The sequence below is a fragment of the Atopobium sp. oral taxon 416 genome, from assembly GCF_018128285.1.
Taxonomy (GTDB): domain Bacteria; phylum Actinomycetota; class Coriobacteriia; order Coriobacteriales; family Atopobiaceae; genus Olsenella_L.
The window spans coordinates 49,798-65,162 of the sequence record NZ_CP072380.1 but is presented as its reverse complement, the minus strand read 5'-3'; the positions used below and the strand labels follow the sequence as shown (position 1 = coordinate 65,162).

The following is a 15,365-nucleotide window of genomic DNA, read 5'->3' as shown; positions in this document are numbered from 1 at the left end:
CATGGCAAGCGCACAGGCAAGATCGGGCGGTAACCGCCGCACCACAGAGCTGGCGCTTCTGTTTGCCGCAGCGATTCCGGTCATCCTCATCTATGCCATGTACCTGATCAACTCAGGTACCCCGGTTACGCTGAGCTCGCTCGCGATCCCCATCGGCCTCTTCGTTTCCTTTGCCCTCGCCCACATCGCGGTTAGGAAGCTGGCGCCCGGTGCAGATCCGGTCATCCTGCCGATCGTCTTTCTGCTCTCGGGCATCGGCATCACCTTTGTGACCCGGCTCGCCCCCGATGCGGCGAAAAGCCAGGTGCTGTGGCTCTTCATCTCCGTAATCGCAATGATCGTCGTCTTGTTCTTCGTCAAGAGCATCGATGACCTGGCACGCTACAAATATACCTTCGGGACTTTAGGCATCATCTTCCTTATCGCCCCGATGATCATCGGCACCGAGCACTACGGCTCAAAGCTCTGGATCGAATTCGGCGGCTTCTCGTTCCAACCGGGCGAGCTCGCCAAGATCCTGCTGATCATCTTCTTGGCCTGCTATCTCGCCGAGAACCGTGAGCTGCTCTCAGCCTCAACCAGAAAGCTTGGGCCGCTGGCCCTCCCGCAGGCACGCATGGTCTTCCCAGTCTTCGTGATGTGGGGGCTGTCCCTGCTCGTCGTTATCTTCGAGCGCGACCTCGGTTCGGCGCTGCTCTTCTTCATCATCTTTGTCGTTATGATCTACACCGCAACCGGGCGTTTGAGCTACGTTTTCCTGTCCCTCATCCTGCTCGCCATCGGCTCGGTCTTCTGTTACCACGCCTTCGGCCATGTACAGACCCGCGTCGATATTTGGCTGAACCCCTGGGCAGACCCGCAGGGTGACGGCTACCAGATTGTCCAGTCCCTCTACTCACTAGCTGACGGCGGCTTGGTCGGCACCGGTATCGGACGCGGCCTTGCCGACTACATCCCGATCGTCGAGAGCGACTTTATCTTCTCCGCAATCGGCGAAGAGATGGGCCTGCTCGGCGCCTCCGCAATCCTCATCGCCTACATGCTGTTCGCGGTCAGAGGCTTTGCGACCGCTGCACGCGCTAAATCCGATAACTCTGCATTCATGGCAACCGGCCTGACAACTGCGATCGCCTTCCAGGCCTTCCTGATCGTCGCCGGCGTCACGAAGCTTCTGCCGATGACCGGTGTTACCCTTCCTTTCATGAGCCAGGGCGGCTCTTCCCTGCTCTCGAGCTTCATCGCAGTCGGTTTGCTGCTCAAGTGCGGCGATGAAGCGACCGGCAAGGAGAAGGAACTGGTCACCGCGGCCACCGAAGCCCAGAACACTAACCCGGGAGTCTCCAACGTGGTCCAGGGCGACCATGCGCGTGCCCGGTTTGAGATGACAACACCGGAATCCGGTGTGCTGGGACGCGTTGCCTTGGGCAAGCGCCTCACCGCTCTGATCACGGTCTTCACCCTGCTCTTTGCGGTCCTGATCGGCAACCTCACCTACATCCAAGTGGTGCGGGCGGAGACCATTCAGAACATGCCGAGCAACAACCATACGATTACAAAGAGCGCCTACGTACAGCGTGGCGCAATCCTCACCAGCGATGGAGCGACGCTCGCTGAGAGTGTTCAGCAGGCTGACGGCACTTTTGTCCGCACGCATCCGGAGGGCAACCTTGCGATCCACACGGTCGGCTACCTCTCCTCGCAGTATGGCTCGACTGGCATCGAGAACTCGATGAATGAGACGCTGACGGGCCACACCGACTACACTACCTGGCAATCCGCCCTCTATTCGCTGGCGGGCGTCCCACAGCCGGGCTCTTCAGTCGTGTTGACGCTCAACTCTCAGATGCAGCAGATCTGCGAGGCTGCCCTGAACGGCTGGAACGGTGCCATCGTCGTTATTGAGCCCTCAACAGGCAAGGTGTTGGCGGAGGCCTCCTCCCCCTCGTACGACTACGGCGATATCGGGGATCTGCTCAGCTCCAACAGCACGGCGCTCGTGAACCGTGCAACCGATTCGCTCTACCCACCCGGATCGACATTCAAGGTCCTGACGCTCTCAGCCGCAATCGACACCGGCGCGTACAACATCAACGATATGATCTCCGCTCAGTCGGAGATGAATATCGGCGGCGCTGCAGTCACGAACTTCGACCACAACAATTACGGGACGGTCACGCTCAAGAAGGCTCTCTCCATGTCCTCGAACGTTGCGTTCGGCCAAGTCGGCGTCAAAGTCGGCGCACAGAACCTCGTGGACTACGCCAAGGCTTTTGGCTACGGTATCGCAATCGGCCAGGACTTCTACACGAGCGCTTCCCTCATGCCGGATCCCAGCGAGATGGCTGGGTGGGAGACCGCGTGGGCAGCCTGCGGCCAGCCGGTCGGGCAGCACTCAAGTCCTGCGGGCCCACAGACAACCGTGATGCAGAATGCGCTGCTCGCAGCTACAATCGCCAACGGTGGCGTCACGATGAATCCCTACATTGTGGACCACGTGCTCTCGCCGCAAGGTGCTACTACGACCACGACACAGCCCCGCTCACTCGGCCAGCCGATCTCCGGCAAAACCGCGAATATCGTCGCGGACGCTATGCTCGGCGTCGTCGATGATGGATTCACCGCGGCAGGGGCCCGCATCCCCGGCGTGAAGGTCGCCGGCAAGACAGGCACCGCCGAAGTCGGTGGGGCAGTCAGCAACTCACTCTTTATCGGCTTCGCGCCGTATGATTCTCCGACCCTCGCCGTCTCAATCTGCCTTGAGGGCAATGGCAGCGATATCGAAGGATCAGCCGCGCGCATGGGGGGGAGCATCATCCGGCAATGTTTGGCTGTGCAGGCACAGGGGGCGATCACATGAACGATATTCGCCGTATCCGTTCCCATATTGTGAAGGGCGGGCCACGCGGCCTTGTACGGTACATTCAGAGTCGTCTCACGCGGTATGTTTATCATATCGGACTAATCTTACATCAGGGGGTACCCACGGAGTGTATGGGGGTTGTTCATGGCAAATAGAGTTTTCGGTGGCCGCTATGCCGTACAGGATAAGATCGGTACGGGTGGCATGGCAACAGTGTATCGAGGCCTCGATCAGGTACTCGGCCGTACCGTCGCTATCAAAACAATGCTGCCGCAGTACGCAGCTGACCCCTCCTTCGCGGCACGCTTCAAGCAGGAGGCACAGGCAGCGGCAGCACTCCAAAGCCCCTATATCGTCTCGGTCTATGACTGGGGTAAAGATGGTGACACCTACTACATCATCATGGAGTATCTGCGCGGCACTGACCTCAAAAACGGAATCAGGCGCCACGGGGCGCTCGACTGCCGAAAGGTCGCGCAGATCGGTTCACAGATCGCGCAGGCGCTGGCGGTAGCCCACAAGCACGGGATCATCCACCGCGATATCAAGCCGCAAAACATCATGGTTCAGCCGGATGGCAACATCAAGGTCATGGACTTCGGTATCGCCCACTCCAAGAATAGCCACCTGACCGCGGACAACTCAGTGCTCGGAACGGCTCACTACGTCTCTCCCGAGCAGACGCAGGGCAAGGAGTTGGGACCGACCTCTGACCTCTACTCCCTCGGTATCGTGATGTACGAAGCTGCGACCGGCCGGGTGCCCTTTGACGGCGACGATGCGATCTCCGTCGCTATCAAGCAAGTCAAGGAGCAGCCAATTCCGCCGAGCCAAATCAACCCCAAGGTCGATCCAGGCCTCGAAGCCATCATCCTGAAGTGCATGCAGAAAAACCCAGATGATCGTTTCCAGACCGCCGATGAGCTCTACCACACCCTGCGCGACTATCTCGCAGGCAGACTGAGTGCCGTCGATGCGGCAACCCGGGTGATGGGTGAACCCCCGACCAGACGGCTCAACAATGCGAGCGCCGATACCACACAGCGGCTGGGGCGTACGACGCCGGTGAGGCCGGTTAAAACGAGCTCACGGTCACAGCACAGTGCAGCTAAAGAGAAGAAGGAAAAGGCCCATCGCCGCAACATGATCATCGGCATCATTGTTGCCATCGCTGCGGTGGCGGCCATTGCATTTGCCGCAGTCAACTATATCGGTCAGCTCAATGCACAGCAGGTGGTCCCTAACCTGGTAGGACTTAGTGAAGACGACGCACGGAAAACGATCAGTCAGACCAACGGCTTCTTCAACTTGCAGGTGACCTATGACTACTCCGACTCCGTCGATCAGGGAACGGTCATTGATCAGGACCCGGACGCGGGACGCTCAGAGAGCCAAGGCACGACGATCACCATCCATGTTTCCAAGGGAAAGGAGCCGGCAGCCTCAGTTGAAGTGCCTGATCTGACGAACCTCACACCGAATGAGGCGAGTGCTGCACTTCAGAAAGTCGGTTTAGTAGCCCAAGCGGGTGATTCGGTCTACTCGAACAGCGTCGCGGCAGGCCACATCGTCTCACAGGATACGGCCGCTGGCACAACTGCAAAAGCGGGCGATACGATTACCTATCATCTTTCCTTGGGTGTAGAGAGCGTCACGGTGCCCAATGTTGTGGGACAAACTGAAGCTGCTGCTACCGCCGCTATTCGAAATGCGGGCCTCATCGCTTCAAGTACCGCAACCGAATACAGCAATACGGTGCCGGAAGGATCCGTTATCCGTCAGTATCCGGGCTCAGGGTCAGTCAACCGTGGCAGCACGATCACCCTTACGATCTCCAAAGGACCGGAGCCTCAACAGAACAACAACAAGGACAACAACACGGACAACACCATTACTTCCGGTAACAACACAAACACCGGTGGCAATACTAGTGGTCAACAGAGCAGTCAGGGTCGGGGCAACCAGTCAGCGCCGTCAGGAACTGGATCTGGCTCTTCGTCAGGTTCCAGCTCAAGCACCAACGGTAACACCGGCGGTAGCGGACAGTCCTCAGGCACCAACAACAGCACTTCGGGAAACAACAGCTGAGAGATTCGAGGCGAGCCCAAAAAGTTGGAGAACCTAGACCGCTAGGTCCAGAAGTGTTACCTCTCCAGGATTATGGGTGCACCCCCGATTCCGTACTGATTGGTTGCGTGGCTGTGCGCAGATGCATGCAGCCACGTTTTTTACCCGTCATCCCCAAAGCCTCAATAACTAGTATTGTTCCTGAACTGTGTCGATATCAGCAATGAGCACCGCGCGCCCAGAAGGTGAATGCTGCCCTATTCCATTAACTCGCTGTTAGACCAGGATTGACCTAAGAAGGGCCCAAAAGTGTCCGGGCCTTTGCCTACAATGCATGTCGTCAAACAAAAACATCGAGGATCAAAGGACCCGGATGGATCCAATGATACTGCAGCAGATCGCAAAGATGGGGATCGCTGAGAAGCGCGAGCTCTTAGAGAGGCTGAAGGCGCTCATAGCCAAGAAGATGGCAGGCTCTGCCCTTGCGGGAACACCCAAGAGGTGCCCGAGGTGCAAATCACTCAGCTTCTATTGCAAGGGCCACGACGCGTGTGGCCTTAAGAGATGGAAGTGTTGCTCGTGAGGCAAGACCTTCTTTGTAAAGACAAGATCTGTCCTGGCTATGTCCAAGCCCACGGCTGCCACATGGGCCGCATATGCAAAGGGCACGCTTGCAGGCATGTCCCTTAAGGGAGCTTACGGAAAGCTGCCATGTGAGCCTTAAGGACATTGTGGTTTCATGCGCATGAGGCTCTTCGAGATGATGCAGGCCGCTCTTGGCGCCTTCAGGTATGGACCCACCGTCTCCTGCCAAAAGATCGGGATCTATCTTGACGAGTCGCTTACAGGCAACAGGGATAAGGTCGGCCATCCAGATGCCCAAGGGAGGCGCACACGCACGGCCATGTTGTGCATTGCTGTGGCATATCGAACAAGAAGGTCTGCGTGGAGTGCTGTGCAAATGACCTAGGAGACGAATATGCCGTCCTCTGCGGCAGGGGCAGGTCCGAGGACGGGAAGCTGACAGATGCCCTTTCAGGTATCGTCGACAGCTTATGGGTCGCCACTGACGCCCATGCAGGCTATGCGCGTGGCTCTCCTCGCTTGGGGTCTTCAAGCACACGGCGAGCTTAGCCTCGTCAATGCGATGCAGCGAAGGCTGCGCGAGTTCCTGCTTTTTCCCATGGGGTCTTCTACGAAGTGGCTGGGGCACTTGTCTTGCCTGCTTTCTGTGGATAGAGCAGGTAAGGCATTCTGAGCGGGAGAAGAAGGATACGCTCTCAGGCAAGCTTGCAGGAGGCAGGTATGTCCCATACCAGGCGTGCGCTCATAGACATAGAGCAGCCCTTCTGGAGCTATTGGAAGGACAGGGGCGTCAGGTCAGTCATGGTCTAACAGCGAGTCCATTAAAGGCCACCATCCAGAACCATTCCGGGCACACAGCTCGAGCCATCCGAACGATCGGATATACTTGGCCCTGAACCAACAGCGCCTCTCTCATGAACAAGACCACATCAAGTGTGATCTCTATATCTCTCATGCTGTGAACATGGGAGCGTCCAAAGTATCACATGAGCTAAAAACGACGGCAAAGCAGCGAGAAAGACAGACAGAGCCAGCGGTGGCGGTCCCTTCATGGCTGACTGTCGGTGCAGCTTGGCAGCACCCAAAAGATCTATAGAGGCACACTGAGCGATGTGCAGAGCCAACGATAATCAAAAAGCCTAGTGGCACCACAATCGCTGCCACTAGGCTTTGTATTATCTGGTGCCCCCAGTCGGATTCGAACCAACGACACCGGGTTTAGGAAACCCGTGCTCTATCCCCTGAGCTATGGGGGCAATAGCGTACGTATTGTATACCACTCCTACGCTGTGCGTTGAGTCTTATGGCTCATCCGTAGTTTTCTTCTTACGAAATCTATCAAAGAAGCTCGGGCGTTCTGCTAACTCACGGTTGCGCTTGTCGATGATCGCATTCATCTGCTTTTCAGTCATTGCCCACACCTTATCGTTGTAATACTTTCTCAGCTTATGGAGGTGGGCAAAATCGACTACGAAGCCGCCGATAACGCCGACATAGGCGATGATCAGGGTGACGATCGCAGCCATTCCCCAGAAGCTCCCGAGATCGTATTGGGACTCCGGGAAGACCAGAACGATGAGCCAGGAGATCAACGTGCAGATCAGGCCACCGATGATCAATGCCAAAGAGACCCGGTGGTTCTTCTTGTACGTCGGATCGGCCTGCAGCAGTGCCTGGGAAGCCAGCGATCGTCTGTCTTCCTCATCACGCTCCTTCTGACGTGCGGCGCGCTTCTCCTCTTTCGTCATCTGTACCGGTGCTTTCTGAGGGGCAGACTTCTTGCCGTGAGAGATTGTCTCCTCATGCACGCCTGCCGCCTTCTGGCGGGTTGGCCGGGCCCGGGCGATCGAGCGTCGCTCAAATCCTGAAGAGGATCCTTCGTCGTTCTCTTTGGTACCCTGTCCGGCCTTCGCCTTCTGCTGCACGCGTTGGTTTTCCTGCGCCTCGTTACGGGCGCCGGTGATGATATCGTGTAAAGACATTAATGCTCCTTCATGGGCGCAAAGGGTTCACCACAGATCAGTTCATACGCTTCGCGGTAGCGCTTGGCGGTACCGTCGATAACGTCCTGAGGGAGCACCGGAGGCTCGCCTTTCATATCCCAGTTGTTCTTGAGCCAGTCACGGGCGTACTGCTTGTCATAGCTTGGCTGCTCGTGGCCCTCCTGGTACCCCTTTGCAGGCCAGAAGCGGCTGGAATCAGGGGTCAGGCACTCGTCGATCAGGGTGAGCTTACCGTCAATAAATCCGAACTCGAACTTGGTATCGGCGATGATGATGCCACGGGTCAGGGCATACTCTGCTGCAGCCTTATAGAGCTTGAGGGAAGCGCCACGCAGCTGTTCCGCTACGTCCTCACCCACGATCTGTGAGCAGCGCTCGAAGGAGATGTTCTCATCGTGGTCTCCCACCGCTGCCTTGGTGGACGGGGTGAAGAGCGGTTCGGGAAGCTTGCTGGCCTCGACCAGGCCCTCAGGCAGCTTGATACCGCAGACGGTGCGATTCCGGTCGTAGGTCTTTTTACCGGAACCCGTGAGGTAGCCGCGCACAATGCACTCGATGGGGATCGTCTTGGCTTTCTTCACGAGCATGGAGCGCCCGGCCAGATAGCCCTTATAGGGAGCAAACTCTTTCGGTAGATCCTTGGGGTCGATCGAGATCATATGATTCGGCATGAGGTCCTTAAAGCGGTTGAACCAAAACGCAGAGATACGCGTCAGAATCTCACCCTTATAGGGGATCTCGCTCGGCAGAATGTAATCAAAGCAACTGATGCGATCGCTTGCCACCATCAGCAGCGTATCACCACAATCGTAGATGTCACGTACTTTGCCCTGAGAGTCCGGACGCAATTGCATATCGCTCACCTTGAGGCCTCATTTCATCGCTTGTGCATATTGGTAAAACATACTTGAGTATAGCCGCTCAGAAGGCCTGCCTACACGTGCAGATGAGACCTTCCAAAAGATACCCCTCAAATCTAATGGTTGTGGGACACCGGCTGCTTCTCTTGATTCAGCGGGATCCGAAGCGTGAAGGTAGTTCCTTTTCCAAGCTCCGATTCCACAGTGATCGTACCGTTGTGTCGGTCGATGATCTCTTTGGTCACGGCTAAGCCAACGCCCAAACCACCTGACTCCATCTCACGACTCGCGTCGGACCTCCAGAACCGACTGAACGTTCTGGGAAGATCTTCCTTAGCGATACCGATACCAGTGTCGGTGACGGAGATCAGCACATCGCTGTGGTCTTGGGCGATTGCGACCAGCACCCACCCACCGGAGGGGGTGTAGCGCATCGCGTTGGACATGAGGTTAATGACTGCCTGCTGCAGCAGGTCCGGATCGACTTCTGCGATCAGCTGTTTGCTGGGTGCCTCATTGGTGAATCTGAGCTGCAGGCCCTTATCCTGGAAGAGCTGCTCCTGTGAGGTCACAAGGCTCTTCACGAGCCACACCAGGTCGGTCTTCTTCGGCCTGAACGGAGTTTTGCCATTCTCCAGACGGGAGAGCTGAAGCATGGCTCCGACGAGACGGGAAAGCCGCCGCACTTCGTTGTCCACGACCTCCAGGTGCTGCGCATCGGTGGGATAGACCCCATCCTGCATCGCCTCTACCGTCGCCTGCATCGCCATGAGCGGCGTCCGCAGTTCGTGCGCCACATCGCTCGTGAGGCGCCGTTCGTGTTTGATGTCCTTCTCCACTGAGGTGGCCATATCATCGAAGGTCTCCCCCAGCTGCCCGATCTCATCGTTCCCCTTGAGGCCGGTCCGGGCAGAGAGATCCCCGTTTCTGATCTGGCGGGCTGTCTTGGTTATCTTGTCGATGGGACGCGCCAACGACCGGGAGAACAAAAAACCGATGATACAGGAGAGGATCACCGACACCACTGCCGCAATCAGGATAGCGGTGTAGGAATTGCTGCGGAAATTCGCATCGGCATGGGTTAAAAGTCCATCAGGCCCCAGGGTCCGTAAATAGACGGTTCCGACCGTCTCGCCCGTAGGCAGATTGATCTGCGCATCCACGGTACGGTCATTGACAACCGCAGGAGCTGGCTGTGATCCACCCTCCTCTGCATTCCATCCGCCATCGTAGAGAACATCGCCTCGGCTGTTCTGTACCTGGACAGCGACGTCTGAGGAGGTATTTGATGCCATCGACGCATAACTCAGGGCATCGGAGCTCCACCCGCCGTCCTCCTCATACTTTTTGGAGAGCGTTGTGGCAGTCGCATCCGCCAGGCTCTGCATATTCTGTTGGGTGTATGACTGAAATTGCTGTTCCCACACCTCACCCAAGACAATCAGAAACACCAGCGCACACATCACCGAGGTAGCGGCGAAGGCGCCGGTCATGCGCTTTGCATAGCTTAGGTGCTGCTTCGTATGGGGGCGGATAGTATTGAATGAGGCTCTGTCGTTCGCATCTTGAGCAGACACGCCCCCATGGTCGGAGGCGCGTCTGATACGTTTTCCTATCTCAAATTTTGCACGGGCCACAAGCTCTTATCCCTACGCCTTTTTCTGCTCTCTATTCTTATTCTTGTCCATTGCCGGTGCCTCAAAGCGGTACCCGACACCGTGGACAGTATAGAGCCAGCGGGGATGTCTCGGGTCGTCACCGAGCTTTGCACGCAAGTTTTTCACGTGAGAGTCGATCGTACGCTCATAACCCTCGAAGTCATAGCCCAAAACCTTTTCAACCAGTTCCATTCTGGTGTAGACACGGCCAGGATAGCGGGCAAGGGTAGCAAGCAGCTTGAACTCAGAGGCGGTCAGGTCTACTTCCTTGCCTTCCACGGTCACCTTGTGGCCGGAGATATCGATAACGAGATCGCCGAAGTCGAGCACCTCGAGCTGGCTTTCAACCTCGGTGTGGGCACGGCGGAGCAATGCTCTGACACGCGCGACGAGCTCACGGGGTGAGAACGGCTTGATCAGATAGTCATCGGCGCCCAGCTCAAGCCCGATGATACGGTCCTCCACCTCGCCTTTTGCGGTCAGCATGATGATCGGCACATTCGAGGTCTCGCGGATCGCGCGGCAGACGCGCTCGCCGGAAAGCTTCGGAAGCATCAGGTCTAGGATGATCAGATCGAAGGGGTGTCTGTCAAACTCTTCTACAGCGCTCTGACCATCGCCGACGCCGCGCACAATGTAGTTCTCACGCTCGAGATAAGCCGCAACCGCATCGCGAATCGCTTTATCGTCCTCTACCAATAGAATTTTCTTTTCGTTTGAAGCCATAGGGACTCCCTCATATACGTAAGTGAAAAGCTTAGATACGATGTATAGTCTACCCCAAAAGTGAGTTTAATATGGAGATTTGTTAAAGGTGAAATGTCCGTACGCTCACGGAGGCGGGATAGCCTGTCGAGGGATCCTTAACCGTCGAGAAGGTCACAAAGGTGTCACAGTGGCCAACGCGCGCAGGGTATTCCCCGAAATCGAGTGCACGGTTCACCGCAGAGATGACCCGATATCTCTGGTTGTCAGTGTCGATCACATAGTAAGAGGTGCGAGCTTTCACAATATAGGAGTGGTCTTTTCCTGCAACTCCCGCCATCGGCTCACGGTTGATAACGATAAAGGGGCCATTGCCGTGCCCGATGTAGGTTCCCATCCGGGAAAGCAGGCTCCCCTCCTCGTAGGAAGCCTCGATCGAGAAGGCAAACTCATCCCCGATACGCGTTACGCTCATCGGTCTCACCGATTGAGGCAATACCAGCTGATCTATTTGGGTGTTGAGATCATCGCCCAACGAGTAGGCCACAATACCGTAAAAGGCTCCTTTATCGTTGTTAACTCTGGGAACAAGGGTCACGACACCGTCAGAGATAGTCGGAGCGCAACCGAACCGCCCCTGGGACTCCACCACATTTTGGGCCTGTGAGTCGCCAGTTTTCCAGAGGTAGCAGTTGGAGGAGGAACGGGATTGATTGCCACTGGTAGCGGGCTGCACCTGCCAGATCACCTTTGACCTGGAAACAGCAAGCGCCGGCGGATCCCAATTAGAATCTGCCTCCCACAGCGTGGAGGGGGACCCGGTCAGCTTGCCATCGGAAAAGGACTGCCCATAGAGCTTCCAGTCATGCGAGATAAGGTTGAGCTCAACCCAGGCATATGCGTCATCCGAGCACCGAGCATCAAAGATCTCATAGTTTGAGCCATGCGTGATGGGCGTCGGCACTACCACCTGCTGGTTTCCATTGTCGATATTGAACGCGGAAGCCGTGACCATCGGACTCGCTTTTGCTCCCGCAGTGATGCAGGGGACCCACGTCCCCTCCCCCGGTCTCAATACACTGCCCAGGCTCAGGGTATAGGAGTTGGTCGGCGTATAATCCGTTTCGTCGTATTCGTAGCTCTCCAGTACATTGTTGCCTGACTGCTGATCCACCACGACCGGGTCGCTATTCGTCTGTTTGTTGGTATTCGTACAGCCGGAAAGCAGATGCACAGTTCCTATGGCAGCACCGATTGCAGCGCTACCTTTAAGGAAACCGCGGCGTGTTAACGGATGGATTGTACGCTTCATGCTTTCCGTGCTTACTGTTGAGCGATCTCAGCCTGAGCCTGTTTCAGCGCACGGGAGAGTTGATCCGCGCACGAGGTGGGACGGGGTCCACAGGTATTGCCGGCTAAGATCGATGCTACGCGGTCGGTCGGCTGACCTTTGATCAGCTTGCCAATAGCTTTGAGATTACCGTTGCAGCCTCCCTCAAGGCTCACCTGCTCGATGGTTTTCCCATCGTCGCTCAAATCAACATGAATCGCATAGGAGCAAACACCATGCGGTATAAAATCAAAATGCTTCATCGCTAATCTCCGTCAAAATCCAACTGATCGAGACGGTCGAATACGACGCCTATACGTTTCAGGAAGCCCCACGGATCAAAGATAGTGTCGAGTTGTTCCTTTGTGAGCGTGCATTCGGGATCCGCCAATAGTTTCTCTTTGAAGTTTGTACCTGTTTTGCACTGCTGGACTTCATGCCATGTATCCATTGCGTTGCGTTGCACAATCTTGTAGGCATCCTCACGGGTGATACCAGTGTTGACCAGCGCAAGCAACACCTTGGAAGAGTAGATGAGTCCACGGGTCTTGTTGAGATTTGCAAGCATCTGCTGCGGATACAGAATGAGGCCGTCGACAATGCGGATCAGGCACTGGAATATGTGGTCAAGGGCGATAAAGCTGTCTGCCTGCGCCACACGCTCAGCTGAGGAGTGGGAGATATCCCGCTCGTGCCACAGCGCCACATTGTCGAAGGCTACCTGTGCATTTGCCTTCACCACGCGGGCGAGGCCGCAGACTTTTTCAGCGGTGATCGGGTTGCGCTTATGGGGCATTGCGGAGGAACCTTTCTGTCCTTTCTTGAAGGGCTCCTCGGCCTCGAGGGTGTCAGTGCGCTGGAGGTTTCTGATCTCGGTGGCGATACGCTCGCAGGTTGCGGCGGTCGTCGCCAGGACACCGGCCAGATAAGCATGGTGATCACGGCTGATCACCTGTGTGGAGAGCGGATCATTCTTAAGGCCGAGGTGCTCGCAGACATACTGCTCGACTCTCGGATCAATGGAGCTGTAGGTACCCACCGCTCCTGAGATAGCACCGAGGCTCACATTTTCGCGTGCGTCCTTTAGGCGCTGGAGATCGCGGTAAAGCTCCCAGGCCCAGCTGCCGAACTTCAGCCCGAACGTCATCGGCTCCGCATGGATACCGTGGGTCCTACCGATGCAGAGCGTGTTCTTCTCCTCAAAGGCACGGCGCCTGCAGATCTTTCCTAGCTTTGTGCAGTCATCGATCAGGATATCGGTCGCCTGTACGAGCTGGTAGCACAGGGCGGTGTCACCCAGATCTGAGCTGGTCATACCGTAATGGATCCAGCGGGAGGGTTTCTCATGGTCCTCAGGGACGTCCCTGTCGACGTAGGACCCCATATTGGTGAGGAAGGCAATCACATCGTGGTTGGTCACCGTTTCGATCTCAGCTACTTCATCGACGTCGAACGAAGCGTGATCGCGGATCCACTTCGCCTCTTCTTTCGTTATCCCGATCTCTCCCAGTTCGGCTTGCGCCTCACAGGCAAGGACTTCGATCTCCTGCCAAATACGGTATTTGTTCTCAAGAGAAAAAATGCGGCCTATTTCCGGGCGCGTGTAGCGATCAATCATCGAGGACTTCCCTTTCCTGAGGCTATCCCATGCTCTTTTATAGTAACGCTCCTGCACAACACGAGAGGCTAGCGGCCCCTATAGAAGAAAAAGCACAGACTGCAGCCGAACAGAAGGGCAGCGTTCACATCATGAGTAGATGCCTGATTCAAATGCTGCCACAGACGCTCTATATATGATGAGGCGGTACCCACTACTTCTGTGAGGAGAGGTCATCCAGTGCCTCAGAATCTTTGTCAAAGCGCTCCTTTGCCTCGCTGAGCTGCTGCTCTACCGCTTTGTCGCCGGTTGCACCATAGATGTTGCGCACATAGGCGATTCCCCTCGGATCCAGATCGCGGGTGACGTCTTCTTCGAAGAGCGGACTCGCCTTCTTAAATTTTTCAAGTGTCAGATCCTCAAGGCCCTTGTGGTGCTGCTCACAGTAGAGGACCAACTCGCCTACGATGCGGTGCGCCTCTCTGAAGGGGAGGCCTTTCTTTGCGAGATAATCAGCCACATCCGTCGCAGCGGTGAATCCGAGTTTTGCCTGTCTTAGCATTGCTTCCTCATTGACCTGCATCGTGTCGAGCATACCGGCGACCACGCGGGTGCAATCGGAGAGGGTATGCGCCGCATCGAGCGGTCCCTCTTTGCACTCCTGCAGGTCCTTGTTGTAGGCCAGCGGCAGACCTTTCATAGTAGTCAACAGCGCCATCAGGTCTCCATAGACTCTGCCGGTCTTACCACGGGTCAGCTCAGCAAAGTCAGGATTCTTCTTCTGGGGCATGATCGAGGAACCGGTTGAGTAGCTGTCAGAGAGCGTGATGAAGCCAAACTCCGTGGAGCTCCACAGCACGATCTCCTCGCAGAGGCGGGAGAGGTGCATCATAGAGACGCTGCAAGCATACTCAAGATCCAAGAGATAATCTCTATCAGACACCGCATCCATCGAGTTGGGTGCGGTGTGCGCAAAGCCTAGGAGCTCACTCGTGTAGGCTCTATCCAAAGGATACGTGGTACCGGCTAAGGCTGCTGCGCCCAGAGGATTAGTATCCGCCGCATCGCAGGCTTCGTGGAGCCGCTTGAAGTCACGGGTGAACATCCAATAGTAGGCAAGTACGTGGTGGGAGAACTGAACAGGCTGTGCATGCTGCAGGTGGGTGTAGCCTGGCATAACGACACCCTGATACTTCTCTGCCTGGTTGAGCAACGTCGTCCTCAGGACAAGATTGGCTTGGAGCAGCTCAACACAGAGGTCTTTCGCGAGCAGCCGGATATCGACCGCAACCTGATCGTTGCGGGAGCGGCCAGTGTGCAGGCGCTCCCCCGGAGCACCGATCTCCTGAGTCAGCTCAGATTCGACTGCCATGTGGATGTCTTCGTCGTCCACGTTCCACTTGAAGGTACCATCTTTGATTGACTGGGCAATATGCACCAACCCTTGATCGATCGCCTGCTGATCCTCCTTGGAGATAATACCTTGCTTTGCGAGCATCTTCGCATGCGCTCGGGAGGCTTTGATATCCTGCTGCGCCATTGCTTTATCGATCTCCAGCGAGGCACCAAACTCCTGTGTGAATGCATCGACACCTTTTGTAAATCTACCGCCCCATAGCGCCATGCCGTCTGTCCTTTCCGATCAGTGTGTTTCCTCAACACACCAGATTACAACATAAAAGAGACCCCACATCTCAGGT

12 protein-coding genes and 1 tRNA gene are annotated in these 15,365 nt (G+C 56.2%); 4 read left to right on the top strand and 9 right to left on the bottom strand.

The annotated features are described in order from the left end of the window. Position 1: 1 nt before the first annotated feature. From J4859_RS00300 to J4859_RS00285, 4 genes are all read left to right on the top strand, one after another. Positions 2–2,857 carry an FtsW/RodA/SpoVE family cell cycle protein gene (locus J4859_RS00300; RefSeq protein ID WP_212331607.1) on the top strand — a complete coding sequence of 952 codons (2,856 nt, stop codon included), beginning with the start codon at positions 2–4 and terminating at the stop codon, positions 2,855–2,857. Between the two features lie 147 nt (positions 2,858–3,004). Then, the gene (pknB, locus tag J4859_RS00295; protein WP_212331605.1) at positions 3,005–4,948 is read left to right on the top strand and encodes a Stk1 family PASTA domain-containing Ser/Thr kinase; all 1,944 of its coding nucleotides are present in this window, start codon (positions 3,005–3,007) and stop codon (positions 4,946–4,948) included. 352 nt (positions 4,949–5,300) lie between these two features. Next, positions 5,301–5,510: a hypothetical protein gene (locus tag J4859_RS00290; RefSeq protein WP_212331497.1), complete on the top strand. Its 210-nt coding sequence runs from the start codon at positions 5,301–5,303 to the stop codon at positions 5,508–5,510. Between the two features lie 362 nt (positions 5,511–5,872). Beyond that, entirely contained in the window at positions 5,873–6,061 is a 189-nt protein-coding gene (locus tag J4859_RS00285) for a hypothetical protein (protein ID WP_212331603.1), read from the top strand. A gap of 631 nt (positions 6,062–6,692) precedes the next feature. Here J4859_RS00285 and J4859_RS00280 read toward each other — a convergent pair. The 9 genes from J4859_RS00280 to argH form a co-directional block, all read right to left on the bottom strand. Beyond that, a tRNA-Arg gene (locus J4859_RS00280) sits at positions 6,693–6,768 on the bottom strand. Positions 6,769–6,813: 45 nt separating this feature from the next. Further along, positions 6,814–7,494 (bottom strand): hypothetical protein, encoded by a 681-nt coding sequence (locus tag J4859_RS00275; RefSeq protein ID WP_212331601.1) that lies wholly within the window; start codon positions 7,492–7,494, stop codon positions 6,814–6,816. Continuing rightward, positions 7,494–8,369 carry a phosphoribosylaminoimidazolesuccinocarboxamide synthase gene (locus J4859_RS00270; protein WP_212335036.1) on the bottom strand — a complete coding sequence of 292 codons (876 nt, stop codon included), beginning with the start codon at positions 8,367–8,369 and terminating at the stop codon, positions 7,494–7,496. The genes J4859_RS00275 and J4859_RS00270 overlap by 1 nt, the downstream gene beginning before the upstream one ends. A gap of 122 nt (positions 8,370–8,491) precedes the next feature. Beyond that, entirely contained in the window at positions 8,492–10,012 is a 1,521-nt protein-coding gene (locus J4859_RS00265; protein WP_249113695.1) for a HAMP domain-containing sensor histidine kinase, read from the bottom strand. A gap of 12 nt (positions 10,013–10,024) precedes the next feature. Continuing rightward, positions 10,025–10,759, bottom strand: coding sequence for a response regulator transcription factor (locus J4859_RS00260; protein WP_212331599.1), 735 nt, complete (start codon positions 10,757–10,759; stop codon positions 10,025–10,027). Positions 10,760–10,841: 82 nt separating this feature from the next. Further along, positions 10,842–12,050: a twin-arginine translocation signal domain-containing protein gene (locus J4859_RS00255; protein WP_212331597.1), complete on the bottom strand. Its 1,209-nt coding sequence runs from the start codon at positions 12,048–12,050 to the stop codon at positions 10,842–10,844. Positions 12,051–12,061: 11 nt separating this feature from the next. Further along, positions 12,062–12,331 (bottom strand): TIGR03905 family TSCPD domain-containing protein, encoded by a 270-nt coding sequence (locus J4859_RS00250; RefSeq protein ID WP_212331595.1) that lies wholly within the window; start codon positions 12,329–12,331, stop codon positions 12,062–12,064. Positions 12,332–12,333: 2 nt separating this feature from the next. After that, positions 12,334–13,686, bottom strand: a complete 1,353-nt coding sequence (purB, locus tag J4859_RS00245) for an adenylosuccinate lyase (RefSeq protein WP_212331593.1) — start codon at positions 13,684–13,686, stop codon at positions 12,334–12,336. 193 nt (positions 13,687–13,879) lie between these two features. Next, entirely contained in the window at positions 13,880–15,289 is a 1,410-nt protein-coding gene (gene argH / locus J4859_RS00240; protein ID WP_212331590.1) for an argininosuccinate lyase, read from the bottom strand. Positions 15,290–15,365 lie beyond the last annotated feature (76 nt).

Coding starts and splice junctions, on each gene's coding strand:
- J4859_RS00300 (WP_212331607.1), top strand. CDS start 2: ATGGCAAGCGCACAGGCAAGATCGGGCGGTAACCGCCGCACCACAGAG.
- pknB (WP_212331605.1), top strand. CDS start 3,005: ATGGCAAATAGAGTTTTCGGTGGCCGCTATGCCGTACAGGATAAGATC.
- J4859_RS00290 (WP_212331497.1), top strand. CDS start 5,301: ATGGATCCAATGATACTGCAGCAGATCGCAAAGATGGGGATCGCTGAG.
- J4859_RS00275 (WP_212331601.1), bottom strand. CDS start 7,494: ATGTCTTTACACGATATCATCACCGGCGCCCGTAACGAGGCGCAGGAA.
- J4859_RS00270 (WP_212335036.1), bottom strand. CDS start 8,369: ATGCAATTGCGTCCGGACTCTCAGGGCAAAGTACGTGACATCTACGAT.
- J4859_RS00260 (WP_212331599.1), bottom strand. CDS start 10,759: ATGGCTTCAAACGAAAAGAAAATTCTATTGGTAGAGGACGATAAAGCG.
- J4859_RS00255 (WP_212331597.1), bottom strand. CDS start 12,050: ATGAAGCGTACAATCCATCCGTTAACACGCCGCGGTTTCCTTAAAGGT.
- J4859_RS00250 (WP_212331595.1), bottom strand. CDS start 12,331: ATGAAGCATTTTGATTTTATACCGCATGGTGTTTGCTCCTATGCGATT.
- purB (WP_212331593.1), bottom strand. CDS start 13,686: ATGATTGATCGCTACACGCGCCCGGAAATAGGCCGCATTTTTTCTCTT.
- argH (WP_212331590.1), bottom strand. CDS start 15,289: ATGGCGCTATGGGGCGGTAGATTTACAAAAGGTGTCGATGCATTCACA.